The organism is Paenibacillus cucumis (ex Kampfer et al. 2016) (genome assembly GCF_019748695.1).
In the GTDB taxonomy this organism is placed as follows: domain Bacteria; phylum Bacillota; class Bacilli; order Paenibacillales; family Paenibacillaceae; genus Paenibacillus; species Paenibacillus polysaccharolyticus.
This window is the reverse complement of the sequence record NZ_JACLIC010000010.1, coordinates 281,338-301,361: the sequence shown is the minus strand read 5'-3', so window position 1 is coordinate 301,361 and position 20,024 is coordinate 281,338. Positions and strand designations below refer to the sequence as shown.

The 20,024-nt window shown below is 43.9% G+C and carries 15 protein-coding genes, 5 tRNA genes and 2 pseudogenes; 6 read left to right on the top strand and 16 right to left on the bottom strand.

The genetic code is table 11. The features are described from left to right. From H7T88_RS07715 to H7T88_RS07705, 3 genes and pseudogenes are all read right to left on the bottom strand, one after another. A partial coding sequence (locus tag H7T88_RS07715; RefSeq protein ID WP_221787906.1) for a non-ribosomal peptide synthetase occupies positions 1–2,169 on the bottom strand: 2,169 nt, incomplete at its 3' end. 15 nt (positions 2,170–2,184) lie between these two features. Further along, a complete protein-coding gene (locus H7T88_RS07710; RefSeq protein ID WP_221787904.1) occupies positions 2,185–2,892 on the bottom strand; it encodes a thioesterase II family protein in 708 nt (235 codons plus the stop codon). 1,245 nt (positions 2,893–4,137) lie between these two features. Beyond that, a pseudogene (locus tag H7T88_RS07705) lies at positions 4,138–4,329 on the bottom strand (transposase); the annotation flags it as partial. Positions 4,330–4,416: 87 nt separating this feature from the next. Between H7T88_RS07705 and H7T88_RS29170 the strand changes: the two are divergent. Continuing rightward, positions 4,417–4,892, top strand: a pseudogene (locus tag H7T88_RS29170) (transposase); the annotation flags it as partial. A 208-nt stretch (positions 4,893–5,100) separates the two neighbouring features. On the opposite strand, the gene H7T88_RS07695 reads toward H7T88_RS29170, so the two are convergent. The 3 genes from H7T88_RS07695 to H7T88_RS07685 all read right to left on the bottom strand — a co-directional run bounded on the left by H7T88_RS07695 (position 5,101) and on the right by H7T88_RS07685 (position 5,468). Then, positions 5,101–5,183, bottom strand: a tRNA-Leu gene (locus H7T88_RS07695). A gap of 16 nt (positions 5,184–5,199) precedes the next feature. After that, positions 5,200–5,275 (bottom strand) — tRNA-Lys (locus tag H7T88_RS07690). A 121-nt stretch (positions 5,276–5,396) separates the two neighbouring features. Then, a tRNA-Glu gene (locus H7T88_RS07685) sits at positions 5,397–5,468 on the bottom strand. A gap of 352 nt (positions 5,469–5,820) precedes the next feature. Between H7T88_RS07685 and H7T88_RS07680 the strand changes: the two genes are divergently transcribed. Together H7T88_RS07680 and H7T88_RS07675 are read left to right on the top strand one after the other, a co-directional pair. Continuing rightward, positions 5,821–6,597 carry a DeoR/GlpR family DNA-binding transcription regulator gene (locus H7T88_RS07680; protein WP_090918125.1) on the top strand — a complete coding sequence of 259 codons (777 nt, stop codon included), beginning with the start codon at positions 5,821–5,823 and terminating at the stop codon, positions 6,595–6,597. A gap of 4 nt (positions 6,598–6,601) precedes the next feature. Further along, the gene (locus tag H7T88_RS07675) at positions 6,602–7,495 is read left to right on the top strand and encodes a Cof-type HAD-IIB family hydrolase (protein WP_221787898.1); all 894 of its coding nucleotides are present in this window, start codon (positions 6,602–6,604) and stop codon (positions 7,493–7,495) included. Between the two features lie 182 nt (positions 7,496–7,677). On the opposite strand, the gene H7T88_RS07670 is transcribed toward H7T88_RS07675, so the two are convergent. Then, complete coding sequence (locus tag H7T88_RS07670) at positions 7,678–8,274, bottom strand: flavin reductase family protein (protein WP_221787936.1); 597 nt, start codon at positions 8,272–8,274, stop codon at positions 7,678–7,680. Positions 8,275–8,401: 127 nt separating this feature from the next. Between H7T88_RS07670 and H7T88_RS07665 the strand changes: the two genes are divergently transcribed. After that, the gene (locus tag H7T88_RS07665) at positions 8,402–9,100 is read left to right on the top strand and encodes an ArsR/SmtB family transcription factor (protein WP_221787896.1); all 699 of its coding nucleotides are present in this window, start codon (positions 8,402–8,404) and stop codon (positions 9,098–9,100) included. A gap of 201 nt (positions 9,101–9,301) precedes the next feature. Here H7T88_RS07665 and H7T88_RS07660 read toward each other — a convergent pair. The 3 genes from H7T88_RS07660 to H7T88_RS07650 all read right to left on the bottom strand — a co-directional run bounded on the left by H7T88_RS07660 (position 9,302) and on the right by H7T88_RS07650 (position 10,029). Then, a tRNA-Ser gene (locus tag H7T88_RS07660) sits at positions 9,302–9,390 on the bottom strand. Positions 9,391–9,396: 6 nt separating this feature from the next. Continuing rightward, a tRNA-Asn gene (locus H7T88_RS07655) sits at positions 9,397–9,472 on the bottom strand. Positions 9,473–9,567: 95 nt separating this feature from the next. Further along, the gene (locus H7T88_RS07650; protein WP_221787934.1) at positions 9,568–10,029 is read right to left on the bottom strand and encodes a SprT family protein; all 462 of its coding nucleotides are present in this window, start codon (positions 10,027–10,029) and stop codon (positions 9,568–9,570) included. A 119-nt stretch (positions 10,030–10,148) separates the two neighbouring features. Between H7T88_RS07650 and H7T88_RS07645 the strand changes: the two genes are divergently transcribed. Further along, positions 10,149–10,505 carry a hydrolase/acyltransferase gene (locus H7T88_RS07645; RefSeq protein WP_090918133.1) on the top strand — a complete coding sequence of 119 codons (357 nt, stop codon included), beginning with the start codon at positions 10,149–10,151 and terminating at the stop codon, positions 10,503–10,505. A gap of 273 nt (positions 10,506–10,778) precedes the next feature. Further along, entirely contained in the window at positions 10,779–10,922 is a 144-nt protein-coding gene (gene cmpA / locus H7T88_RS07640; protein ID WP_221787894.1) for a cortex morphogenetic protein CmpA, read from the top strand. Between the two features lie 156 nt (positions 10,923–11,078). On the opposite strand, the gene H7T88_RS07635 is transcribed toward cmpA, so the two are convergent. The 6 genes from H7T88_RS07635 to H7T88_RS07610 form a co-directional block, all read right to left on the bottom strand. After that, the gene (locus H7T88_RS07635; protein ID WP_154890876.1) at positions 11,079–13,295 is read right to left on the bottom strand and encodes a Tex family protein; all 2,217 of its coding nucleotides are present in this window, start codon (positions 13,293–13,295) and stop codon (positions 11,079–11,081) included. 475 nt (positions 13,296–13,770) lie between these two features. Continuing rightward, entirely contained in the window at positions 13,771–15,960 is a 2,190-nt protein-coding gene (locus H7T88_RS07630) for an alpha-galactosidase (RefSeq protein WP_154890875.1), read from the bottom strand. Positions 15,961–16,195: 235 nt separating this feature from the next. After that, complete coding sequence (locus H7T88_RS07625) at positions 16,196–16,546, bottom strand: type II toxin-antitoxin system PemK/MazF family toxin (protein ID WP_024630714.1); 351 nt, start codon at positions 16,544–16,546, stop codon at positions 16,196–16,198. A 3-nt stretch (positions 16,547–16,549) separates the two neighbouring features. Further along, the gene (locus H7T88_RS07620; protein ID WP_024630715.1) at positions 16,550–16,831 is read right to left on the bottom strand and encodes a CopG family ribbon-helix-helix protein; all 282 of its coding nucleotides are present in this window, start codon (positions 16,829–16,831) and stop codon (positions 16,550–16,552) included. 259 nt (positions 16,832–17,090) lie between these two features. Next, the gene (alr, locus tag H7T88_RS07615; RefSeq protein ID WP_221787892.1) at positions 17,091–18,278 is read right to left on the bottom strand and encodes an alanine racemase; all 1,188 of its coding nucleotides are present in this window, start codon (positions 18,276–18,278) and stop codon (positions 17,091–17,093) included. A 379-nt stretch (positions 18,279–18,657) separates the two neighbouring features. Further along, positions 18,658–19,881: a DUF4367 domain-containing protein gene (locus H7T88_RS07610; RefSeq protein WP_221787890.1), complete on the bottom strand. Its 1,224-nt coding sequence runs from the start codon at positions 19,879–19,881 to the stop codon at positions 18,658–18,660. Between the last annotated feature and the right edge of the window lie 143 nt (positions 19,882–20,024).

Here is a 20,024-nt window from a genome sequence, read left to right as displayed (position 1 = left end):
CTCATGGCGGGCAACCAGGTGTTGCAAGGCGTCCTCAACACGTCTTCGGTCAGGTGTTCCTTCTATACTAAGAGATAGTGGCAAATTATAAGCTTCCGATCTCTGTAGTGTTTCATGAAGAACAAAGATTCTCATTTGTGCTGAAGTGAGCAAGTTGACACTCTCCGAGTGTTTTAATACGGGAATAGGAGTAAGCTGTTCTGCAAACCCAATTTTGGACTCTATTAATGTAGCTTGCTCCGATAACTCAGTTGATTCAAGAAACTCGGATAGTGAAAGCTGAATCATAAAACATTCCTGAACACGATGAAAAAGTGACATATATTGAATGGAATTTCCACCTAGCTCAAAGAAAGAAAGTTTTTCAGTCGAAGGAATCTCAACACCCAGAATGCTTGTCCAAAGAAATCTGACTTTTTCGGCAATTTGATCATAATCAAGCTTCACTTTTGGCAACCGATCAAAGTCTTTCAATTCCTGCACAGTTTTATCAAATTGATTTTCATTAAATCGCTTTGCTAACCGGTATCGTTGAATTTTCCCACTTGTTGTTTTAGGAATCTTTCTTATCGGAATTATATAAGAGGGATCAACACCTATTTTTTGGATTATATTCGCTTTCAAACTATCCATCAGAGGCACAAACAATTCTAGGGACTCTTTAAATAAGACAAAAAGAGCCAAACTTTCTCCTGCACCCTCCCGGCTCTGCACAGAACATGCTACAATCTTCCCGAGATCGATCCCCTCTACTTCTTCAGCTACTCGCTCAATGTCACGCGGATAATAATTTTGACCATTAATAATAATTATTTCTTTTGCCCTACCAGTAACAATCATTTTTTTGTCATCTAAGTATCCTAAATCTCCAGTAAGCAACCAGCCATCCTCGGTAAATAGATCCTGCGTGTCTGATTCATTGTTATAATAGCCCTTTGTGACATTCCCACCACGAATTTGAATATATCCAATATGAAGTTCTGATAGTACCTTATTGTGCTCATCACAAATACGAACGTGACAGTCTTTTATCGGAACACCACATTCGACAAAATCTATAGCGTTTGGAACTTCTTGATTAACGATCTTTACTCTATCTCCTATTTCTAAAAATCGCCGATCTAAAGAAACGAGCCTTAATCCTTCTCCAGGTCTTTGAGTACTTACACCTACAGTACCCTCGGCAAGGCCATAACAAGCGAGCAACGCATTAGCATCAAATCCAAATCTACTCATTTCTTCTGCGAACCTAACACCTAATTGATAGTCTATAGGTTCTGCACCAGTAGCTAGTATTCTTATAGAAGAAAGATCCCAGTCTCTACTCTTGTTGGAATGAAACATATCAAGAACATATTTCATACCAAAATTCGGGCTAGACAAAAAACTGATTTGATGTTTACTTGTTTTATCTAGCCATAACGTCGGTCGTCTTATGAATAATGAAGTCGGAATCAAAAACTGATCAATGCTGTTAAATAAAGGACAGAGGTGATTTAAGATAATACCCATATCATGGGTCAAAGGCATCCAGCTAATGAATGAATCCGAAGAAGTGAAAGCTAGACATTCCATTGCCGACAAATTACACATAATATTTTGATGGCTTAGAATCACACCCTTTGGCTCACCCGTTGAGCCTGATGAAAATTGAATAAAAGCTGTATCTTCAGGCACTATTTTAGCAATTACGCCTTTGTTATGAAGTTCCAATTTGAAGTCTTCAAATAGAAAAGTTTTTAAATGCCAATCTTGGTATGGCTGAAATTCTGTATGACTCTCATAAAAGTGTAAATATTTATCAAAAACGAATTTATCAGTTAGTAAGTAAGCACCATTCAGAACTGTCCAAATATTTTTCAATTTAGTATAGTTTTCTTCATTAAATCCAACTGATAGGGGGACTGGAATAATCCCGCCTAAGATGCAAGCCCAAAACAATTTAAGAAAAGATTCATTATTTTCAATTTGAAGAATCACTCGGTCTCCACTACGTAAGCCCCGTGATTGTAGACAATACAAATAAGATAAGCTACTTCTATATAATTCACCGTATGTAGTTTTAGTTTCGCGATCTTTGGACTGTATAAACGTTATGCCTTTTTCTTTTCCTCGCTCGTCTTCATTATAAGTTTGTATTAAATCAATTAAATTTTGAGGTTTCTCCATTTCTGATTAACTCCTCTACCTAAAATTCTCGTGATTATACTTTAAGGATTGACACAGGATGTTATACAGGCATTCTCTTTGATCATTCAGATAAAAATGCCCGCCTTCAAATATATGAATTTTTATAGGATTATTTGAATAAATTTCCCAACACTTCAATTCTTCTAGTGAAATTTTATCATCCTTACCTGCCAATATCGTTACATCCATAGATAGCCTCTTAGGTTCCGCCGAGCTTACATAGGTTTCGACCGCAGTAAAATCCGCTCTAAAAATAGGCAAAAACAACTTCCGAACTTCTTCGTTGTCAAAGAAGTGGTCAGGAGTACCCCCTAATTTAATAATATATTCAACTAATCTTTCATCTGAGAATTCATGACAATTCTCCTCTCTCACAAAGTGAGGTGGTTTGTACGCGGAGAGAAAAATATGCGAGAGTATATATAAACTATCCTTAAATCTCAAACCTAATTCATAGGCTAAAAGACCTCCCATGCTATGGCCGAATATTGCGAAGTGTTCCCCTGGTTTTAAATTATCTTGAATTTTTTTCTCTACTTCTTTTGCCATCTCTTCGATGGTTAGAAGGAGAGTTTCATTGAATCGCGATCCCCTTCCAGGAAGCTCTACCGGAATAACATGGAACGATTTAAATTCATGTACCCAATTGGCATATAAGGAATGTGATGATCCCCCAGCGCAAGGTAAACAAAACAATTTCATCGGGCACCGCCTTATGATTTATTCATCTGAATTCGATAAAAAATACGAAATTCACAGCTTCTTCAACAAATCAATTGACAAACCATTTTTCAATTTCCTAGACAACAAGAAAGCTCGGTTTATCATCAAACTATCATTAATGTAAACATGTTAATTTTGTTATACAGCTCATAGAAAGATCACTGTAAGCGCATATTGAAAAGACGTAATTAGCGAAAAAAGTAAGTAACTAAAAAATTCAAATTAAAGAAAAGAAAAGTTTCACTTTTCTCATAAATTAAAAATTCCAATATTGTGGTGTTATTAACTTTATATCAGTAATTTTCTTATACTTGAATTTTTGTAGGAATATTTAGCAATTTTCATATCAATTTTAATAATTTTTCTAAGCATTTATCCTTACATTTTTATCTGAAACAGCAAAAACGACCATACCAACTAATATTAGAGAATAATTCAGCTGATAACAGATCTAATTGAAATTCAAGAAATTACATTCATAAAATTCTGTCCTTCTTCAGTTCGAATCAATTTCATTAATTTAACTTTGTTCACTAACAATAACATTAGTAATATATTATGTAAAAAACGACCTCCAATGTTTTCGTTACTATACTTGTAGTTACAACAATAACATATTATCCCTGTATATTGAACATAAATTTTCAAAAAAATCCTATTATATTACAATTTTAATATAAAGTCTAACATCTCCTAAATCCTAAAAATTCCATGAATTGTTTTTTATAATTTTTCTGCTCAGCTATTTTTTCGCTTGATTTGTCCGCAAAAAAAAACCTGACAAACATTTTTAATTAATAATGTCTAAAAACTATTATAAATATATAAGTGGATATAAATAACATAAATGTGATTTATAAACTTTTTTTCTCGCAGGTAATTAACTTTACCTTGTAGACTTCCCTTTTCATATAACTTGTCAGAATTTGTATCAGCGATATACAGACGGAGGGTTCTCAAATCCTAATGCTCTCGATAATAATTGTAATAGAAATCGGGGTTTGTATAGCGAAGTCTTGATCCAAATAGACATATCCAATATCCTTTCGTCTCTTTAGCCATTCTAAGAGTTTTCAAATGTGAAGATTGATACGCTTTAAGTACTTATTCTTTCGCTCTAATTCCTAATTCACATCCCGATGAACAACTTAAATCCGAAGTGCAATGGTTACTAGTTACCAAACTGCCCTATAGACGCTAGCCTGACAGCAGGGCTGTTCAGGCTCAGTGTCTTCGATTACTGCTGAATGGATCTTCGTATTCTTTTACACTTAGCTTATCCACCGCTTGATCATGTGCTTCTTGCTCACGAATATACTTTCTTACTGTTGCTTCATTTAGACCAAATGTGCTTATATAGTATCCTTCAGCCCAAAATTTTCAATTTCCGTATTTATACTTGAGCTGGGCATGCTCAAACAGTGGGCGATTGAGAAAAACAAAAAACTGGAGGTCATGCTGAGTGAATGGAAAGAAAGTTGACATAGCTCGTCTCAGAGCAAAGCACTGCTAGGAATGGTCAGGTTATTACTGACGATGATTGAGCAACTGAATGAGCTCGAACAGCAAGTCGAAGAAATGGCGGCAAGTTTGCCAGAGCTTGAATTGGTGAAGACCATACCGGGAATTGGAACGAAACTGGCAGCAGCGATCATAGCTGAAATAGGGGATATCAGGCAATTTAACGATGCGAAGCAACTTGTGGCGTTTGCAGGCCTTGACCCGGGATTTTCAGTTCAAGGAAGTTGACGGCGACAAGTACACAAATAACGAAACGAGGCTCCAAAAGGCTTAGACGCTCTCTGTATCTGGCTGTGCAATGTGGATTAAGGAAGAATAAAAATGTAAAAATGGGTTCATATTACGAGAAAAAAAGAAAAGAGGGCAAGCCCTACAAGGTCGTCGTGATCGCCTGCGCAAACAAGCTGTTGCATCACATTTTCTCCATCTTGCAGAAAGGGCAACCCTATCAGGAGTAATCCATATTTAACCAAAACCTCCATAGCCGCGGAGGTTATTCGTGTTGGTCGAAAAAAAGTATAACATGAAAAGAGAACTCATCCAACCAGAAATGCTTGACAAACATTAGCTGGTTTTTGTTTCGCGCGTTTCACGCACTCAACTGGCTAAAGCCATAATAAAAACAGAAAAAACCTTAATATCAAGGTTTTTTCTGTTCAAATATAATGCGGTCGAGAGGACTCGAACCTCCACGGGTATACACCCACTACCCCCTCAAGATAGCGTGTCTGCCATTCCACCACGACCGCATATTAAATTGTTAAATGGTGAGCCATGAAGGGCTCGAACCTTCGACACCCTGATTAAAAGTCAGGTGCTCTACCAACTGAGCTAATGGCTCTCAATGTACCTTCACCTGATGTTATGCCATGCTTCATATCGGATGTTACAGAGCAGTGACTTTCAAAGAAACCCCCTTATTAAGGAAGAATCTCTTAACGGTGAAGAATGAGGTAATACTATGACCCGTAGGGGATTCGAACCCCTGTTACCTCCGTGAAAGGGAGGTGTCTTAACCCCTTGACCAACGGGCCTTATGAACAATTTGTCTTCTTGGCGACAAGAATGAGTATATCACAGAGAAACAGAACAGTGCAATACTTTTTTTATATTCTTTTAAAATCCAAATTTTTGCTCGCATCCAAAGGTCATTTTCTCAACCCATTGGCCGACTTCTTATCTCCTAATCTCGCTTCTTATTTACCTTATCTCGTTATATCTAAAATCACATTCTTGTCATGACCGTACTTTAATTATGTAAATTAATGATTAAAAAACTTATGAAAACTTATTTTCACTTACAATATTGCAGATCACATTATAATTACTTATAATTAAACTATAGTACAACGCACGGTCATCCATGAATATAAGGAGGCTTTACGTTTGTTTCAAGAAGAACGCATGCAACTCATTATTGAGCACCTGCGCAAGCATCATCGTATCTCGGCTGAAGAGATTGTATCTTTATTCGATGTCTCACGAGATACGGCACGCCGGGATCTGATTAAACTCGAAGAGCAGGAAGCCATTATTCGTACACGTGGTGGCGCAATCCTCCCTTCTCCCCCACAAGAGTTCAAGTCGTATCAGGATCGGTTGAAGTATGTATCTGAGGAAAAAAGAGCCATTGGCAAACTGGCCGCTGCTCTCGTTCGTTCAGGAGAAACCATTATCCTGGATTCCTCCACAACGGTGCAGTCCTGCGCGGAGAATCTGAACGGGAAATCCTGCACTGTAATTACAAATTCCATTCACTCTGCTGATTCGTTATCCAAGCACACAGCAGTCCAGATTCGACTGTTAGGAGGCCGATTGGATAAGGAACAGCGTTATGTCTACGGTACACCGGTTATTGAGACACTCTCCCACTACTATGTGGATAAAGCCTTTATAGGCATTGGCGGTCTCACTATGGATGGATTCAGTGCTTCTGAAGAGGAAGGCAAGATCAAACATCAGATGATGAAATCGGCCAAAAAAGTAATTATCCTCGCCGACCACTCCAAAATGGGCAAACGTTATGGTTATCGTTTTGCAGACTGGTCGCTGGTAGACGTATTAATTACAGATCAATGGCCGGATCAGGAATGGCTGGATTTTTTAAACGAACAAAAGGTTGAGATTCTAATCCCTGAACCCACACAAGATAAGGAGTTGTAAAGATATGAAGTTATTTGCTACCGATTTAGATGGAACTTTGTTGAATAGAGACAGCCAGATTAGCCGCGAGAATGCCGATGCCATCCAGAAAGCGCAACAGTCTGGCATGAAAGTAACCATTGCGACCGGACGCGTATATTCAGATGTTGTGGCGATTAGCCGCCAAGGCGGAATCAAAACACCGATTATCGGTTCCAACGGCGCTACCATTCATGATGAGAATGGAGAACGCTTATTCCACCTCCCTCTGGAACGTGAAACGGCCGCTTCTGTCATGCAATGGCTGGAAGATGAGCACATTTATTATGAAGCTTCAACTCAGATGGGCATATACGCTGCAATCAGTACTCATGAGACGATGCTCGCCGAATTGGAACGTGTCCTGGGATCAAAACCCGGTGAAGATATCGAGCGCATGATCCGTTCGATCAAAAAACACTACGACAAAAAAGACTATCACCGCGTGAACAACCATCTTGAAATTCCGGCAGAAGCTTGCATCTATAACATCATGGCCTTCTCGATGAATCCAGCGAAGGTGCAACGCGGACGTGAATATTTCTCCTCCAGAACCGATGTGGCAATGGTAGTCTCCTTTGAGCATAACTTTGAAATGCAACACCCGGATGTATCCAAAGGCAATGCCCTCTCCAAACTGGCGGAGCACTTGAACATTTCGATGGAAGACACAGTTGCGATCGGGGATAACTTTAATGATGTTTCCATGTTACAAATGGCTGGGCTAGGTATCGCAATGGGCAATGCTGAACCCGAAATTCGCGCCATGGCTAAAACAATCACACTAACCAATGTGGAGCATGGCGTCGCTCATGCGATTCATAGCCTGTTAGAAGGCAAACCGATTGCGCCTGAGGAAACCATTGTCTCGGAAGGCTGATAAAGTACCATTCAAAGGTTAGTAACATTAGTGAAATGAAAACAAGCACAGCAGTCTCCTTAACCGAGCCAGCCTGTGCTTGTTTTTTGGGTTCCGTAACATGCCAAGGAGTGCAGCTCTCACTTAACCTCTCGCTCGACCTCTTATTTGCCCTCTTACTCAATCTCATCAGCCATTTATTTCTATGCCCGAAAATTCTCCCCTTGTCTCTCCCCAAGTCCGTAATAATGCCTGAAATTATAAATCAACGGATGCCATTGCTTTGGATCAATCTTATTGAAATCTGAAATCAAATGAGAATGTGCATGCACCTTCACCGCTTTCACTTCTACAACCGCCATATTCGGCGTATGCTCCGGGATACGTATATGTTGTACAGCCGCTTCAATCTGAAGCGGACATTCAGCTATTTTATCTGGCGCTACTTGAACTGAGCTTTGAGACGTCAGACCTACTGCCCTAAATTTATCTTGGCAAAACGTATATCCCATTTGTTTTTTAACTTCTGGCACGGGAGAGCTTCCCGTCAACCGCCCCAGCGCTTCAACTTTTCCCCACATTGAGTCATCCGGCAGATTAATAACACATTCAGGATAATGACAGAGATTCTCATAAGCCTTGCCCTGTGTACCTATCCCCAGCACCAGACAATCCCCCAGCGCCCAAGAAGACGATAATGGGGAAAGATTCGTAGACCCATCTTCGTTTAAAGTACTAAGGATGATCACAGGGGTGCCATAGTATAGAATACTGGGATTAATAGTCTCGTGCTGATTCATCCGAGCCGACTGGGTAGTTTGTTTTGTGCTATACTGCTGCATATCGTTGCTCACCTTATACCTCTCCTGTTCAATTCATGAATTGAAACCAATTGTAATACAGCATTATTTCAACTATCATCGAAGTATGAATGCATATCCGAATATCACTGTTATTGCCTCACTTATTGCTGATACAAGCCGTTCTATATTCCTCTCCGCTCTGCTGGATGGAAGGGCGTTACCTGCCGGCGAGCTGGCCTATATGGCCGCAGTCAGTCCACAGACCGCAAGTAATCACCTTGCTAAACTTGTAACGGGAGGACTATTGGAAGTAGAACAGCAAGGTCGTCATCGGTATTATCGTCTTGCGAACGAGGAAATTGCGGATCTGATTGAGAAAATGGCCAGCATTGCCCCAGCGGTACAGGTTCGCTCATTGAAGCAATCCAATCAATTGCAACAATTAAGTTATGCTCGCACCTGCTACAGTCATCTGGCTGGAAAACTCGGGGTTTTACTCTGCGAAGCATTGCTCAAGAGAGGTTATCTGGTTGAACCTGAAGAAACGCAAGGTAAGGATTATCTAATTACGGAGGAAGGATCACAGTGGTTTAGCTCATTTGGAATTAAGCTGCAATTGAAGCCAGGATCACGCCGGGCCATCGCTCGTAAATGCCTGGACTGGAGCGAACGCCGTCATCACCTGTCCGGCTTGCTTGGTGAACAGCTCGTTCAGCGATTACTTGAACTGAATTGGATTCGTCAAAAAACAGGAAGTCGCTCTGTAGAAGTAACCGAGGCTGGAAAATCAGGTTTGTACGAGCTTTTGGATATTTCTCTGTAAACGGCTCAGATGCTAAAAACCAAAAAATCCTCTTTACATGAATAATTTTCTCATTCATGTAAAGAGGATTAAAAGTGTATATTCAGAACGGAGAGAGAGGGATACTCTCACTTCGCTCGAGACTGCGATGTATCGCTACCGAAGCTTATGCTCCGACGAACCTTTAGGGTTCTCATCCCTGGCATAGAAGTATAATCAGAACGGAGAGAGAGGGATTCGAACCCTCGCACCGCTTACGCAGTCTAACCCCTTAGCAGAGGGTCCCCTTATAGCCACTTGGGTATCTCTCCAAGAAATGGCTCCCCGAACAGGACTCGAACCTGTGACAACTCGATTAACAGTCGAGTGCTCTACCAACTGAGCTATCAGGGAAAATTAACTTGAATAACATTAATTTATCATGATTAATAATTCAAGTCAACCTGCCTTTTGACTCCCTTTTTACAACAAATTATTCCTAGTGTTCGTCAGATGGTTTGAATTGTCAGTTTGCCTGAACATCGACCGCAGCGATAACGCTTTGGATCTATTTTCCGTTTACGCAAATACTCCATCCCGCAACTCTTGCATACCAGCTTGTACCGATACGGTAGCGGTTTTCTGCCCTTGTCTCCGGGGAGAGACTGACAGAACCTTGAACCACCTACTTTTTGCAAAAGTGCCTTGAATTCCGGGTCTCTATGCTGGTATCCCCGCCCTCGAATATGCAGATGATAGTGGCACAGTTCGTGCTTGATAATTTTCTCAACCTCGTCTTTTCCATAAACTTCGAGCTGATGTGGATTTATCTCGATCCGATGACTTTTGAGCATATAGCGCCCACCTGTTGTCGTCAGACGACGGTTAAATATCGCTTCATGAGTAAACGGAACTCCGAAATGTTCCAGAGAAATCTGTTCAATCCATTGTTGTAATTCCTTATTTTCCATCATTCTCCTCTCTCTCCACCCGCCCGAGCACACTGTTTTTCCCGTACAATACTTGAATTTTAACCGTTTCGTAGGCTACACTGTCAAGTAGAATGTATGAGGGGAGATTAATACTCGTTATGCCTACAATGCGCTATGTCATCCTGCAGCAGGAGCAACAATTACAGTTTGTTGAAATGCCCGCGGATTATGCTTATCAACTCAGTGCACTTAATCTGCGTCTGCACAAGGAAATCGACAAACTCACGGCAACAGATGTACCCGTTCTACCCTGGGCTATTGCCGAATGTGATCATCTCGATCTGTTAAACGAAAACTTGTCCATCATCGGCGGGCTTGATTATATCAATGCCCTTGAAGAGCGTTTTGCTGCCCTGCGTGAAAGCAATTATCCTTTGATTTCCCTGCTTACCGAGATCCGGGCACTACAAGCCCAATTGGAACAATGGTATGAAGAAGAGATGGAATCGTTCTGATTCATTTCATAGGGAAATTATTTCTGTTTAAAACCAGATGTATGAGCATTCCTCAACCATTACTTTACCGCAATATTGTAATCCTTCTCTTTTGATTCGCAAAACTCAATACAATGCAAAAGGCGCACTTCCCGCACAGGGGAATGTGCTTTTTTTCGTTCTGGTTCAACAGATTATGATCATTTTTAATTGACATGGAGTTATCCCGCACAGTCCAGGCTATTGCCACATATGCTAACGTACAGATGAATTATGCAAAAGGAGGAGATTCCTTTGCCTCAATGGCTCTGCAACCAACTCATGCGGGCGTTCCACAAAAAGGACAGTCGTCAAATCAAGTTACTGAACGAATGCTGGTATTTCTATCGCAACAAACCTGCCAGCAGTTCACAGCGCAACATCGAGAACGAAATCTAAGCCTTGTACACCAAACACCATACCTATCCATACCATTGCACCAAAAAGGATAATACTTAACAGCAAACAGCCTTCCCAATGCGGAAGGCTGTCCCATTATACGTTTACAGACGTTTAGTTTGACATCACATCATGATGCCAAAACGCGATAATTAATCACGAATTTGCAGATGCAGGTTTTTTCATCGTCAGGCCAACACGACCTTTTTTCGTATCTACATTCATCACCCAGACGGTCACATTATCACCAACGGAAACAACATCCATCGGATGTTTAACGTACCCGTTACTCAATTGAGAGATATGGACAAGCCCATCACTTTTGATGCCGATGTCAACGAAGGCACCAAAATCAATGACATTTCGAACGGTACCTTGCAGTTCCATACCTTCCACCAGATCTTCAATCTTGAGTACATCGGTGCGGAAAATCGGCAGCGGCATCTCTTCACGAGGGTCACGACCCGGGCGCTGTAAACTGTCCAGAATGTCGCGTAGTGTAGGCACGCCGACATTCAGTTTAACAGCCAACTGTTCTGTCTGCTGTTCGGACAGAAGTACAGACAGTTCTTTGCTTCCGAGTTTGTCCAGCTCGACCTGAAGCTCTTTGAAGAGCTGATCAACCACCTTATACGATTCAGGGTGAATTGGCGTACGATCCAGTGGATTCTCTCCTTCAGAGATACGCATGAAGCCTACGCATTGTTCATATGTTTTTGCGCCCAAACGGGGCACTTTCTGCAACTGGCGACGACTTGTGAAACGGCCGTTCTCTTCACGATATTTGACAATGTTTTTGGCAATCGTTGCATTAACACCAGCAACATAAGACAACAAGGAAGGTGAAGCCGTATTAACATCCACGCCAACATGGTTAACTGCGGATTCTACAACAGCCTTCAAGCTCTCTTCCAGAACCTTCTGGGATACATCATGCTGGTATTGGCCGACGCCAATCGCTTTTGGATCAATTTTAACGAGTTCAGCCAGCGGGTCTTGTACCCGGCGAGCAATAGAAGCCGCGCTACGCTCGGCAACATCCAGATCCGGGAATTCCTCTTGGGCAAGCTTGGATGCAGAGTACACACTTGCACCAGCCTCGTTCACAATCAGGTAAACCAGACTGTCATCGCCATTCTCCTGAATGATCTCGGCTACAAACTGCTCTGTCTCACGCGACCCTGTCCCGTTACCAATAACGATCAATCCAATATCGTACTGTTTAATCATCCGATGGAACACTTCAGCCGCTTCACGCTTCTTGTTATGCGGAGGTGTCGGGTAAGTTACAGCTACTTCGAGCAATTTCCCTGTATCATCGACAACTGCCAATTTACAGCCTGTCCGGTATGCCGGATCGACACCCAGTACACGTTTGCCATGAATTGGTGGCTGTAACAGCAGGTTACGAAGATTCGCGGAGAACACCGAAATCGCCTGATTTTCCCCTTTTTCCGTCAACTCGGCACGCACTTCACGTTCAATGGACGGTGCAATCAGACGTTTGTACGCGTCTTCGACGACGGCACGCAAAATATCTTGCACCGCAGAAGCACCACGAATAATCTGGCTTTCCATATGGCGATGAGCTGGTTCGGCTTGCACGTCTAGTCCAACCTTGAGAATACCCTCCCGTTCCCCGCGGTTAATCGCAAGAATGCGGTGCGGCGGCATCTTTTTGGCTAATTCGCGGTAACTATAATAGTTCTCGTATACTGACTCTTGCTCCGTATCCTTGGCTTCTGAAGTCAGCATGCCGTGATCCAGTGTATATCTGCGAATCCAGGCACGAATAGCCGCATCATCGGCAATATTTTCAGCGAGAATATCCTTAGCCCCTTGAAGGGCCGACTCTGCATCCTCCACCCCGAGTTCTGCATTAATATAACGCGCAGCCTCCTGAAGTGCATCTCCTTGTTTCGGCTGTTCCCAGATCCATACGGCGAGCGGCTCCAGACCTTTTTCCTTGGCTACACTGGCACGCGTTTTACGTTTCTGACGGTAAGGACGGTACAGATCCTCTACTTCCTGCAACTTGACAGCTTGCTTAATGGATTTCTCCAGCTCTTTGGTCAGCTTGCCCTGTTCCTCTATAATACGGATAACTTCCAGTTTACGGTCTTCCAGATTGCGCAAATACACCAAGCGTTCTTCAATCTGCCGCAGCTGGTTCTCATCCAGTTCTCCAGTCATTTCTTTACGGTAGCGGGCGATAAATGGAATCGTATTGCCTTCGTCCAGAAGCTCCGATGTGGTGCGAATCTGCTTCAAGGACAGTGACAGTTCCTTGGCTACCTGTTTGATGATTCGTTCTTGGCGTTCCGCCTTTAATGTTTCTTCATTGGGTTCCAGAACCGTTTCCTGTTCAGACAAATAAATCCCTCTTTCCTTCCTGAATCGTTCATAATACTCATTTCAGGGCAGCTGTGCTGCATAATAACAGTATGGTCGATCATCCGAAGTTGATCTCAAGCTTTTCAAGCTCTAAATAACACTCTTCTCTATATTATCACAAAATCACGTTGAAATTTCTATCATTCCTATGGCACGTCTGTCATTTGCGTTATTGCACTCCTAACATCCTTCCCCGTTGAACGAAAAAAAAGACCGAGAACGTCATCATGACATCCTCAGGTCTTCTTCAGAATAACCAATTCATCTAAATAAGTTGAAATTTTCTTTTACACGTTAACGGAGAGGACAGAAAAAACCTGGAATAGCGAAGCGTTCGCCTTTATCACCGGATTTTCCCTTCAGAAAAGGGGATCAAAAAAATCTGGGGATAACAGCGAATGGAAGGTTATTCTGTCATCGGAGTGGACTGTGTAAAATCTCTAGTTCAACTTATTTACACCCGCTCAAACCGGAACATTTCGCTCAGGTAGTCTCCCGACTCACTACCTACAGCAATACCGCCATACATCAAGGCATCGCCTGTAAACGTCTCTGAGCCGCCTTTCAGGCGGTAATCCGCATTTGGATCAAGCCCTTTCAGCTTCAGACGTTGAAGCGGTGCATTCGGTTCAGAAAGTACACGGAAGTAGAATACAATCACTTCACCGCCATCTGGTGCAATGAACATCCATGCCGTTTCATTGCCTTCAAACGGACTGAGTAGACGACGGAAAGTACCGTATTGTACCGTACTGCGAATTTCCTTGTAAAGGTCGACCTGTGCTTTTACAATCGCATTCTCTTCGTCTGTAAACTTCGTCAGATCCAGCTCATATCCAAAGTTGCCCGACATCGCAACATGACCGCGAATCTCCAGAGAAGTGATCCGGTTCACCTGATGGTTTGGCACAGCCGAAATATGTGAACCCATGGAACTTACAGGATATACAAGGCTTGTACCGTATTGAATCCGCAAACGGGAGATCGCATCGGTGTTATCACTGGTCCATGCTTGAGGCATGTAATACAGCATGCCCGGGTCAAAACGTCCGCCTCCGCCAGAGCAGCTTTCGAACAAAATATGCGGGAAGGAAGTAACGATACGCTCCATTACTTCGTACAGTCCGAGCATATAACGGTGCGCCGTTTCGCGCTGTCTGTCCGCCGGGAGTAATGCAGAGCCAACCTCTGTCATGTTACGGTTCATGTCCCACTTCACATAAGTGATCGGTGCAGAGCCCAGAACATCGGACAACATCCGAACGATCTCGTCACGCACATCCTGACGGGAGAAGTCGAGCACAAGCTGTTGTCTTCCTTCGGTACGGCGGCGATCAGGCACATGCAGACACCAGTCCGGATGCTTACGATACAGCTCACTATCCGGGGAGATCATCTCTGGCTCGAACCACAGCCCGAACTGCATATCGAGACCTGTGACACGGTTAGCCAAGTCATCCAGTCCTTGAGGCAACTTGTTTTTGTCCACAATCCAGTCGCCCAAGGATGAATTATCGCTGTCCCGGTGACCGAACCAACCGTCATCCAGCACGAACAACTCAATGCCGAGCTTCTGCCCTGCACGTGCGATCTGCTCAATCTTATCGGCATTAAATCCGAAATATGTTGCCTCCCAGTTGTTAACCAGCACAGGACGCTCAGCATTGCGGAATTGTCCACGCGCCAGACGTTCGCGGTACAACTCGTGGTAGGATTGAGACATGCCATCCAGACCCGTAGCCGAGTAGACCATAACAGTCTCAGGTGTCTGGAACGACTCCTGCGGTTCAAGCTTCCAGCTGAACTCAAACGGATTAATACCAACAGATACACGAGTGGTATAGAACTGATCCACTTCTGCCTGTGCAGTAAAGCTACCGCTATATACTAAACTGAATCCATACACTTCACCTTGATCTTCATCCGTTCCCGGTGTCATCAGGGCAATGAACGGGTTTTGCTGGTGACTGCTGGAGCCACGGCGGCTCTCGATTCCTTGCAATCCGGAAGCGAGTGGACGACGAACGATGTCACGTTCACGAGTCCAAGCACCCGAGAGTTGCAGCAATTCATAATCTGCATGTGGCAGGTCTACAGAAGAGCTGAGTGCTCGCAGTACATTTACCACGTTAGCGCTCTCATTCACGATACGCATCGATCGTGTAATGGCATTAAAGGCAGTAAACGCGGTATACGTTAACTCAATTTTCACACCCGACACCTGATCTTGCATTTCAATAATAAGCGTATCCGCTTCATCTTCGGATTCTACATACGTTGCCGGAAGTCCCGTTAACGCCTCTTTTCCCTTGACCAAACGATGGCCTGTATACGTAAACTCGGATACCGTTGAACCATTCTCCAGTTCCAGCTGGATGGCCGGGTTGCGGAAATCGCTCGTTCCATAGACCGGAAGTTCCACTGGCAGGGTGTCAAACGAAATCGTACGATCCTCCGGCACCGGATTTGGACTAAAGGATGCTCTTTCCGTCCGAACATGAAGCCAGCTCAGGTCGGTATCACGCAGTTTTTTACCATAATACAAATGCACCAAATACCCCGAAGGCAATACCTGAAATACGTAGCTCGCCTCGCGGGTCTGTAAATGAAACTGAAGTTTCTCCTGATTGATGTAAATGCTCATATGTCTCCTCCATCTATCTATATAGGTCTTTCGGGTAAACGGTTTCTCAGGTTCCATTATAACGAAAAGATCATCAATGTTCTACGCTTTCACCAAGTCTTAATCAAAAGAGCGCACAACACCCATAAAGGTATCGTACGCTCTTAAGATTACAATCTGAAATTGTGTGTTCCCTCACAGGAACATCCGTTGTCAACAGACAGGCGAGCAAGCACATCAAGTGCTACGCTTCACCCTAAAAATCGATTAAACCCAAGCTGATCTGCAAGGCTTCGTTGACCAATTTCATGGTCTCCTCGTCCAAATGCGTAATCTTGTCGGTCAGCCTCTGCTTATCGATCGTCCGAATCTGTTCGAGCAAAATCACCGAGTCCCGGTCAAAGCCATGCGCCGCTGCATCAATCTCGACATGTGTTGGCAGCTTTGCCTTCTGAATCTGGGCGGTAATCGCCGCCACGATACAGGTTGGACTGAACCGGTTGCCGATATCGTTCTGGATGACCAGAACCGGCCTGACGCCACCTTGCTCAGAACCGACAACGGGAGAAAGATCCGCAAAAAAAACGTCACCACGTTTTACGATCACTGTCTACACCCCGCTAACTAAGCGGTCCAGAGTGCTGTCCGCATCTTCCTCCGCGTGAAAGGCTTCGGATGCCATGGTCAGGTTAATTTTCGCCATCTCCATGTACCCTCGCTGCATTGATTCACGGATGTAACGTTTCTTCCGTTCAGTCAAGTACAGCTTCATTGCTTGCCTAATCAATTCGCTGCGGTTGGAATTCTCCAGCGCTACGATGCCATCCACTTCCTGCAAAAGATAATCAGGCAAACTGATCATAATCCGCTTGGTGTTCTGCAAGTTGGCCACCTTTCTTCCACCCCCACAAACCTTTCGCCATTGTGAACCAGTATTACGCTTTTCCAGAACTTTTATACAAAGGAATATATATGCCCCGCGTATATCAAGTATGCTGTACTCCATTATAAACACGGGAATCATTATTCGTACAGACTAAACATCGCATTTCAGGATTTAATTCCTGACAACGTACATATTTCGAGATACTGCGACAGTATTCCTTCTGTTCTGAAAAAAACTTTGCTGGTAATCGTGTCCAATTTGCGAATTACGTTGTCAAAAGGGGATTGATTCTGGCGACTACCTCTCCTCCCCGGGTATAGACCCGAGGAATACGATGTGCCATCATGCAGATCACTTCATAGTGAATCGTACCAAGCTGGTCTGCCACTTCACTAGCGGTAATTACACCACCAGACTGGTGACCGATGAGAACAACCTCTTCGCCGGCTTGAATTGCTTCCGCTTCTTCTGCGAAAGATTGTAGCGACACCATACACTGATCCATGCAGATCGTACCAACGACAGGAACGCGGCGGCCACGTACAAGCACTTGTGCTTTGCCTGTCAGCATTCTTGAGAATCCGTCTGCATAGCCGATAGGCAAGGTCGCTATTCGTTCATTTTCATGTGTAAAATAACGGGTTCCATAACTGACTCCCCAATGGGACGGCAGTGTTTTGACCAGAACCGCTTTTGTCTTCAGTGTCATTACCGGGAGCAGTTTCACTACCTGGTGATTCACCTCTACCGAAGGATACAGTCCATACAGACTTATGCCCACACGTACCATATCATAGGATAATTCAGGTGTATCAATAGTAGCGGCACTGTTCGCCGTATGTATAATCGGGATGACACATCCCTGATTCCGAAGCGTCTCTGTAACGCTCTGAAACCGTCGATACTGTTCCAGTGTATAGGTCTTGTCTTCTTCATCTGCTTTGGCATAGTGAGTAAACATACCTTCCAGCATTACCTGATCAAGTGAGGAAACCTCTTGTATAAAGTCAATGGCCTCATTGCCAGGTAGCAGACCCAATCTGCCCATGCCACTGTCGATCTTGATGTGAACTTTCAGCTGATTTGCGAATGTGCCTGGATTCACCTGTTTGATAGCCTCAAGCACTTCTCTGCTAAACAATGTAATCGTCACATCATGTTGCCACGCTACAGCGACTCCTTCAGGCGGCGTATACCCCAATACCAGAATCGGGCTTGTGATGCCGTGCAGACGCAGTTCAATAGCTTCGTCAAGGAACGCTACACTTAAATAATCCACGCCTACTCGTTCCAATTCTCTGGCTGTCTCTACTGCACCATGCCCGTAAGCGTTGGCCTTTACACAAGCGAGAAATCTCGTACCCTGAGGTAACGCCTTACGAAAGGCGGTTACGTTGCCTCTCAGATGGTCCAGATTAATCTCCGCCTGGGTTGGCCTATATTGTCCTTGCACGTTAAGTCACCTTCTCTAATCTTCTTAATCCGGCTCACGTCAGACTCCATCGTAATGCTCCAGCATGTCACTGTCAAATATGCAGAAATTTCACTTCTCACATCATATGCTGTAGGAGCCTGCAGAGAACCACAATCAAGTGCAGAAGACAGCCGATAAGCACAGTTATTACAGTCCGCTTGGGTCTCAATATACAGCTGTATATAACTTGCTTACATCAGCTTATTACCCGGTTCACTGCGCGTAGAAGCGTATTTTGTATTTTTAGACTGAACTAGGCATGTTCTTGGGTACTGTAAAAATAGATAAAGCACCGGAGAATTGAATTCTCCGATGCTCTATAGCATTCCTTGGGATAGCACGGCTATGCGTTCTCGTTTTATTTACCTGACTCTTCCTGCATGGAGGTCGCTATACGTACCATCTCATTCTCAGGCAGATCCGCGCTTGTAATTCGGTATTCCACGCCATCAGAAGTCCAGGTCAGCGTCTGCAAAGCATCTCCGCTAATCATACCCGCTGTAAATCCAAGATCAACCAGACGGGAAGGGGCAAGCGATACAGCACGATCCTGAGGTCTTGCTTCAAATATGGTGTAATTATAGGTTCCCTCATACCGAAGCAGAACGGAATAATCCCCGGCTTCTTCCAGAATCTGATCATCCTTCAGCTTGACACCTTCCGGCGCATATGTCGGTTGAATGACACCAAAGCTCTCTGCTTCTTGCGGTTCAGCCACAGTAGGTTCTTCAGTACCCTGCCCACTTGTTGCCCCTTCTGAACCTTCTGCTCCTTGTGTTCCTTGTTGATCCGTACCCTCACTTACGCCTGTCTGCCCATCAACAGCTCCCCCAGTTCCCTCGGAGCCTGGCGTAGCCTGAGGATTAGCAGGCTGTTGTCCGGCGGCGTCATCGGTTTTCTCGGCTGGAGCAGCACCTGCATCTGTTTCTGTCTTATTCCCTTCTTCTGTTGCAGCCGTCATGTTGCGTTGCATATCAAAGGCATCTTTTCCAAATTCCGCTCCGAATTTGAAGCTGTCAAACTTCACGTCCACCACCACATTGGCGTTGGAGTCCGATACTTCTACTTGTTTTGGTGCGTAATCACTCTTATTCAGCCAGATTTTTTGTCTTACGAGAGCATGTGTATTGTAGTTGGCAGCAACATCAAATACGTAGCTTTCCTTTTCGTCTGCAAACTGACGGGTCGTATCCCCTGTAATGCTTCGAATTAACGTCTCATACAAGTAAACCTGACCCTGGTTATCCGGCCAATCACTTTGGAAACGGAAGCTTTTATTCTGGCTCGGTGTCAGTACAAACACACCTTCATCGTTACGAAGTACAATTTGCGTAACATCCTTCTTGGCATTGGTTAATGCAATACGGTAATACGAAGGCTTCTGATGCCATACCTCGACCTTGTACTGCTGCGGTGTTTCTCCGGTATGCAGCGTCATAACGCCTGCTCCCTGGTAACTTTCCATCTCTCCAACGACTTCGTTCAGATCTTTGACCACAGCTGCCGCATCCTTCTTCCCGCAGGCGGCAAGTAAGGCCGATAAGACCAATACCATGGCAAGCATCCATGATATTCGGCGCATGACATCATCCCCTTTAGCACATGTTTTCACTTCAGGATTGTGCGTACAGCAGAACCCCTACTTGATTAGTACATGTTATGAGGGACTTGTTCGATATATGCGGACTAGTTTGACAAGCATGGCATGAAACGTTGTTGAAACGG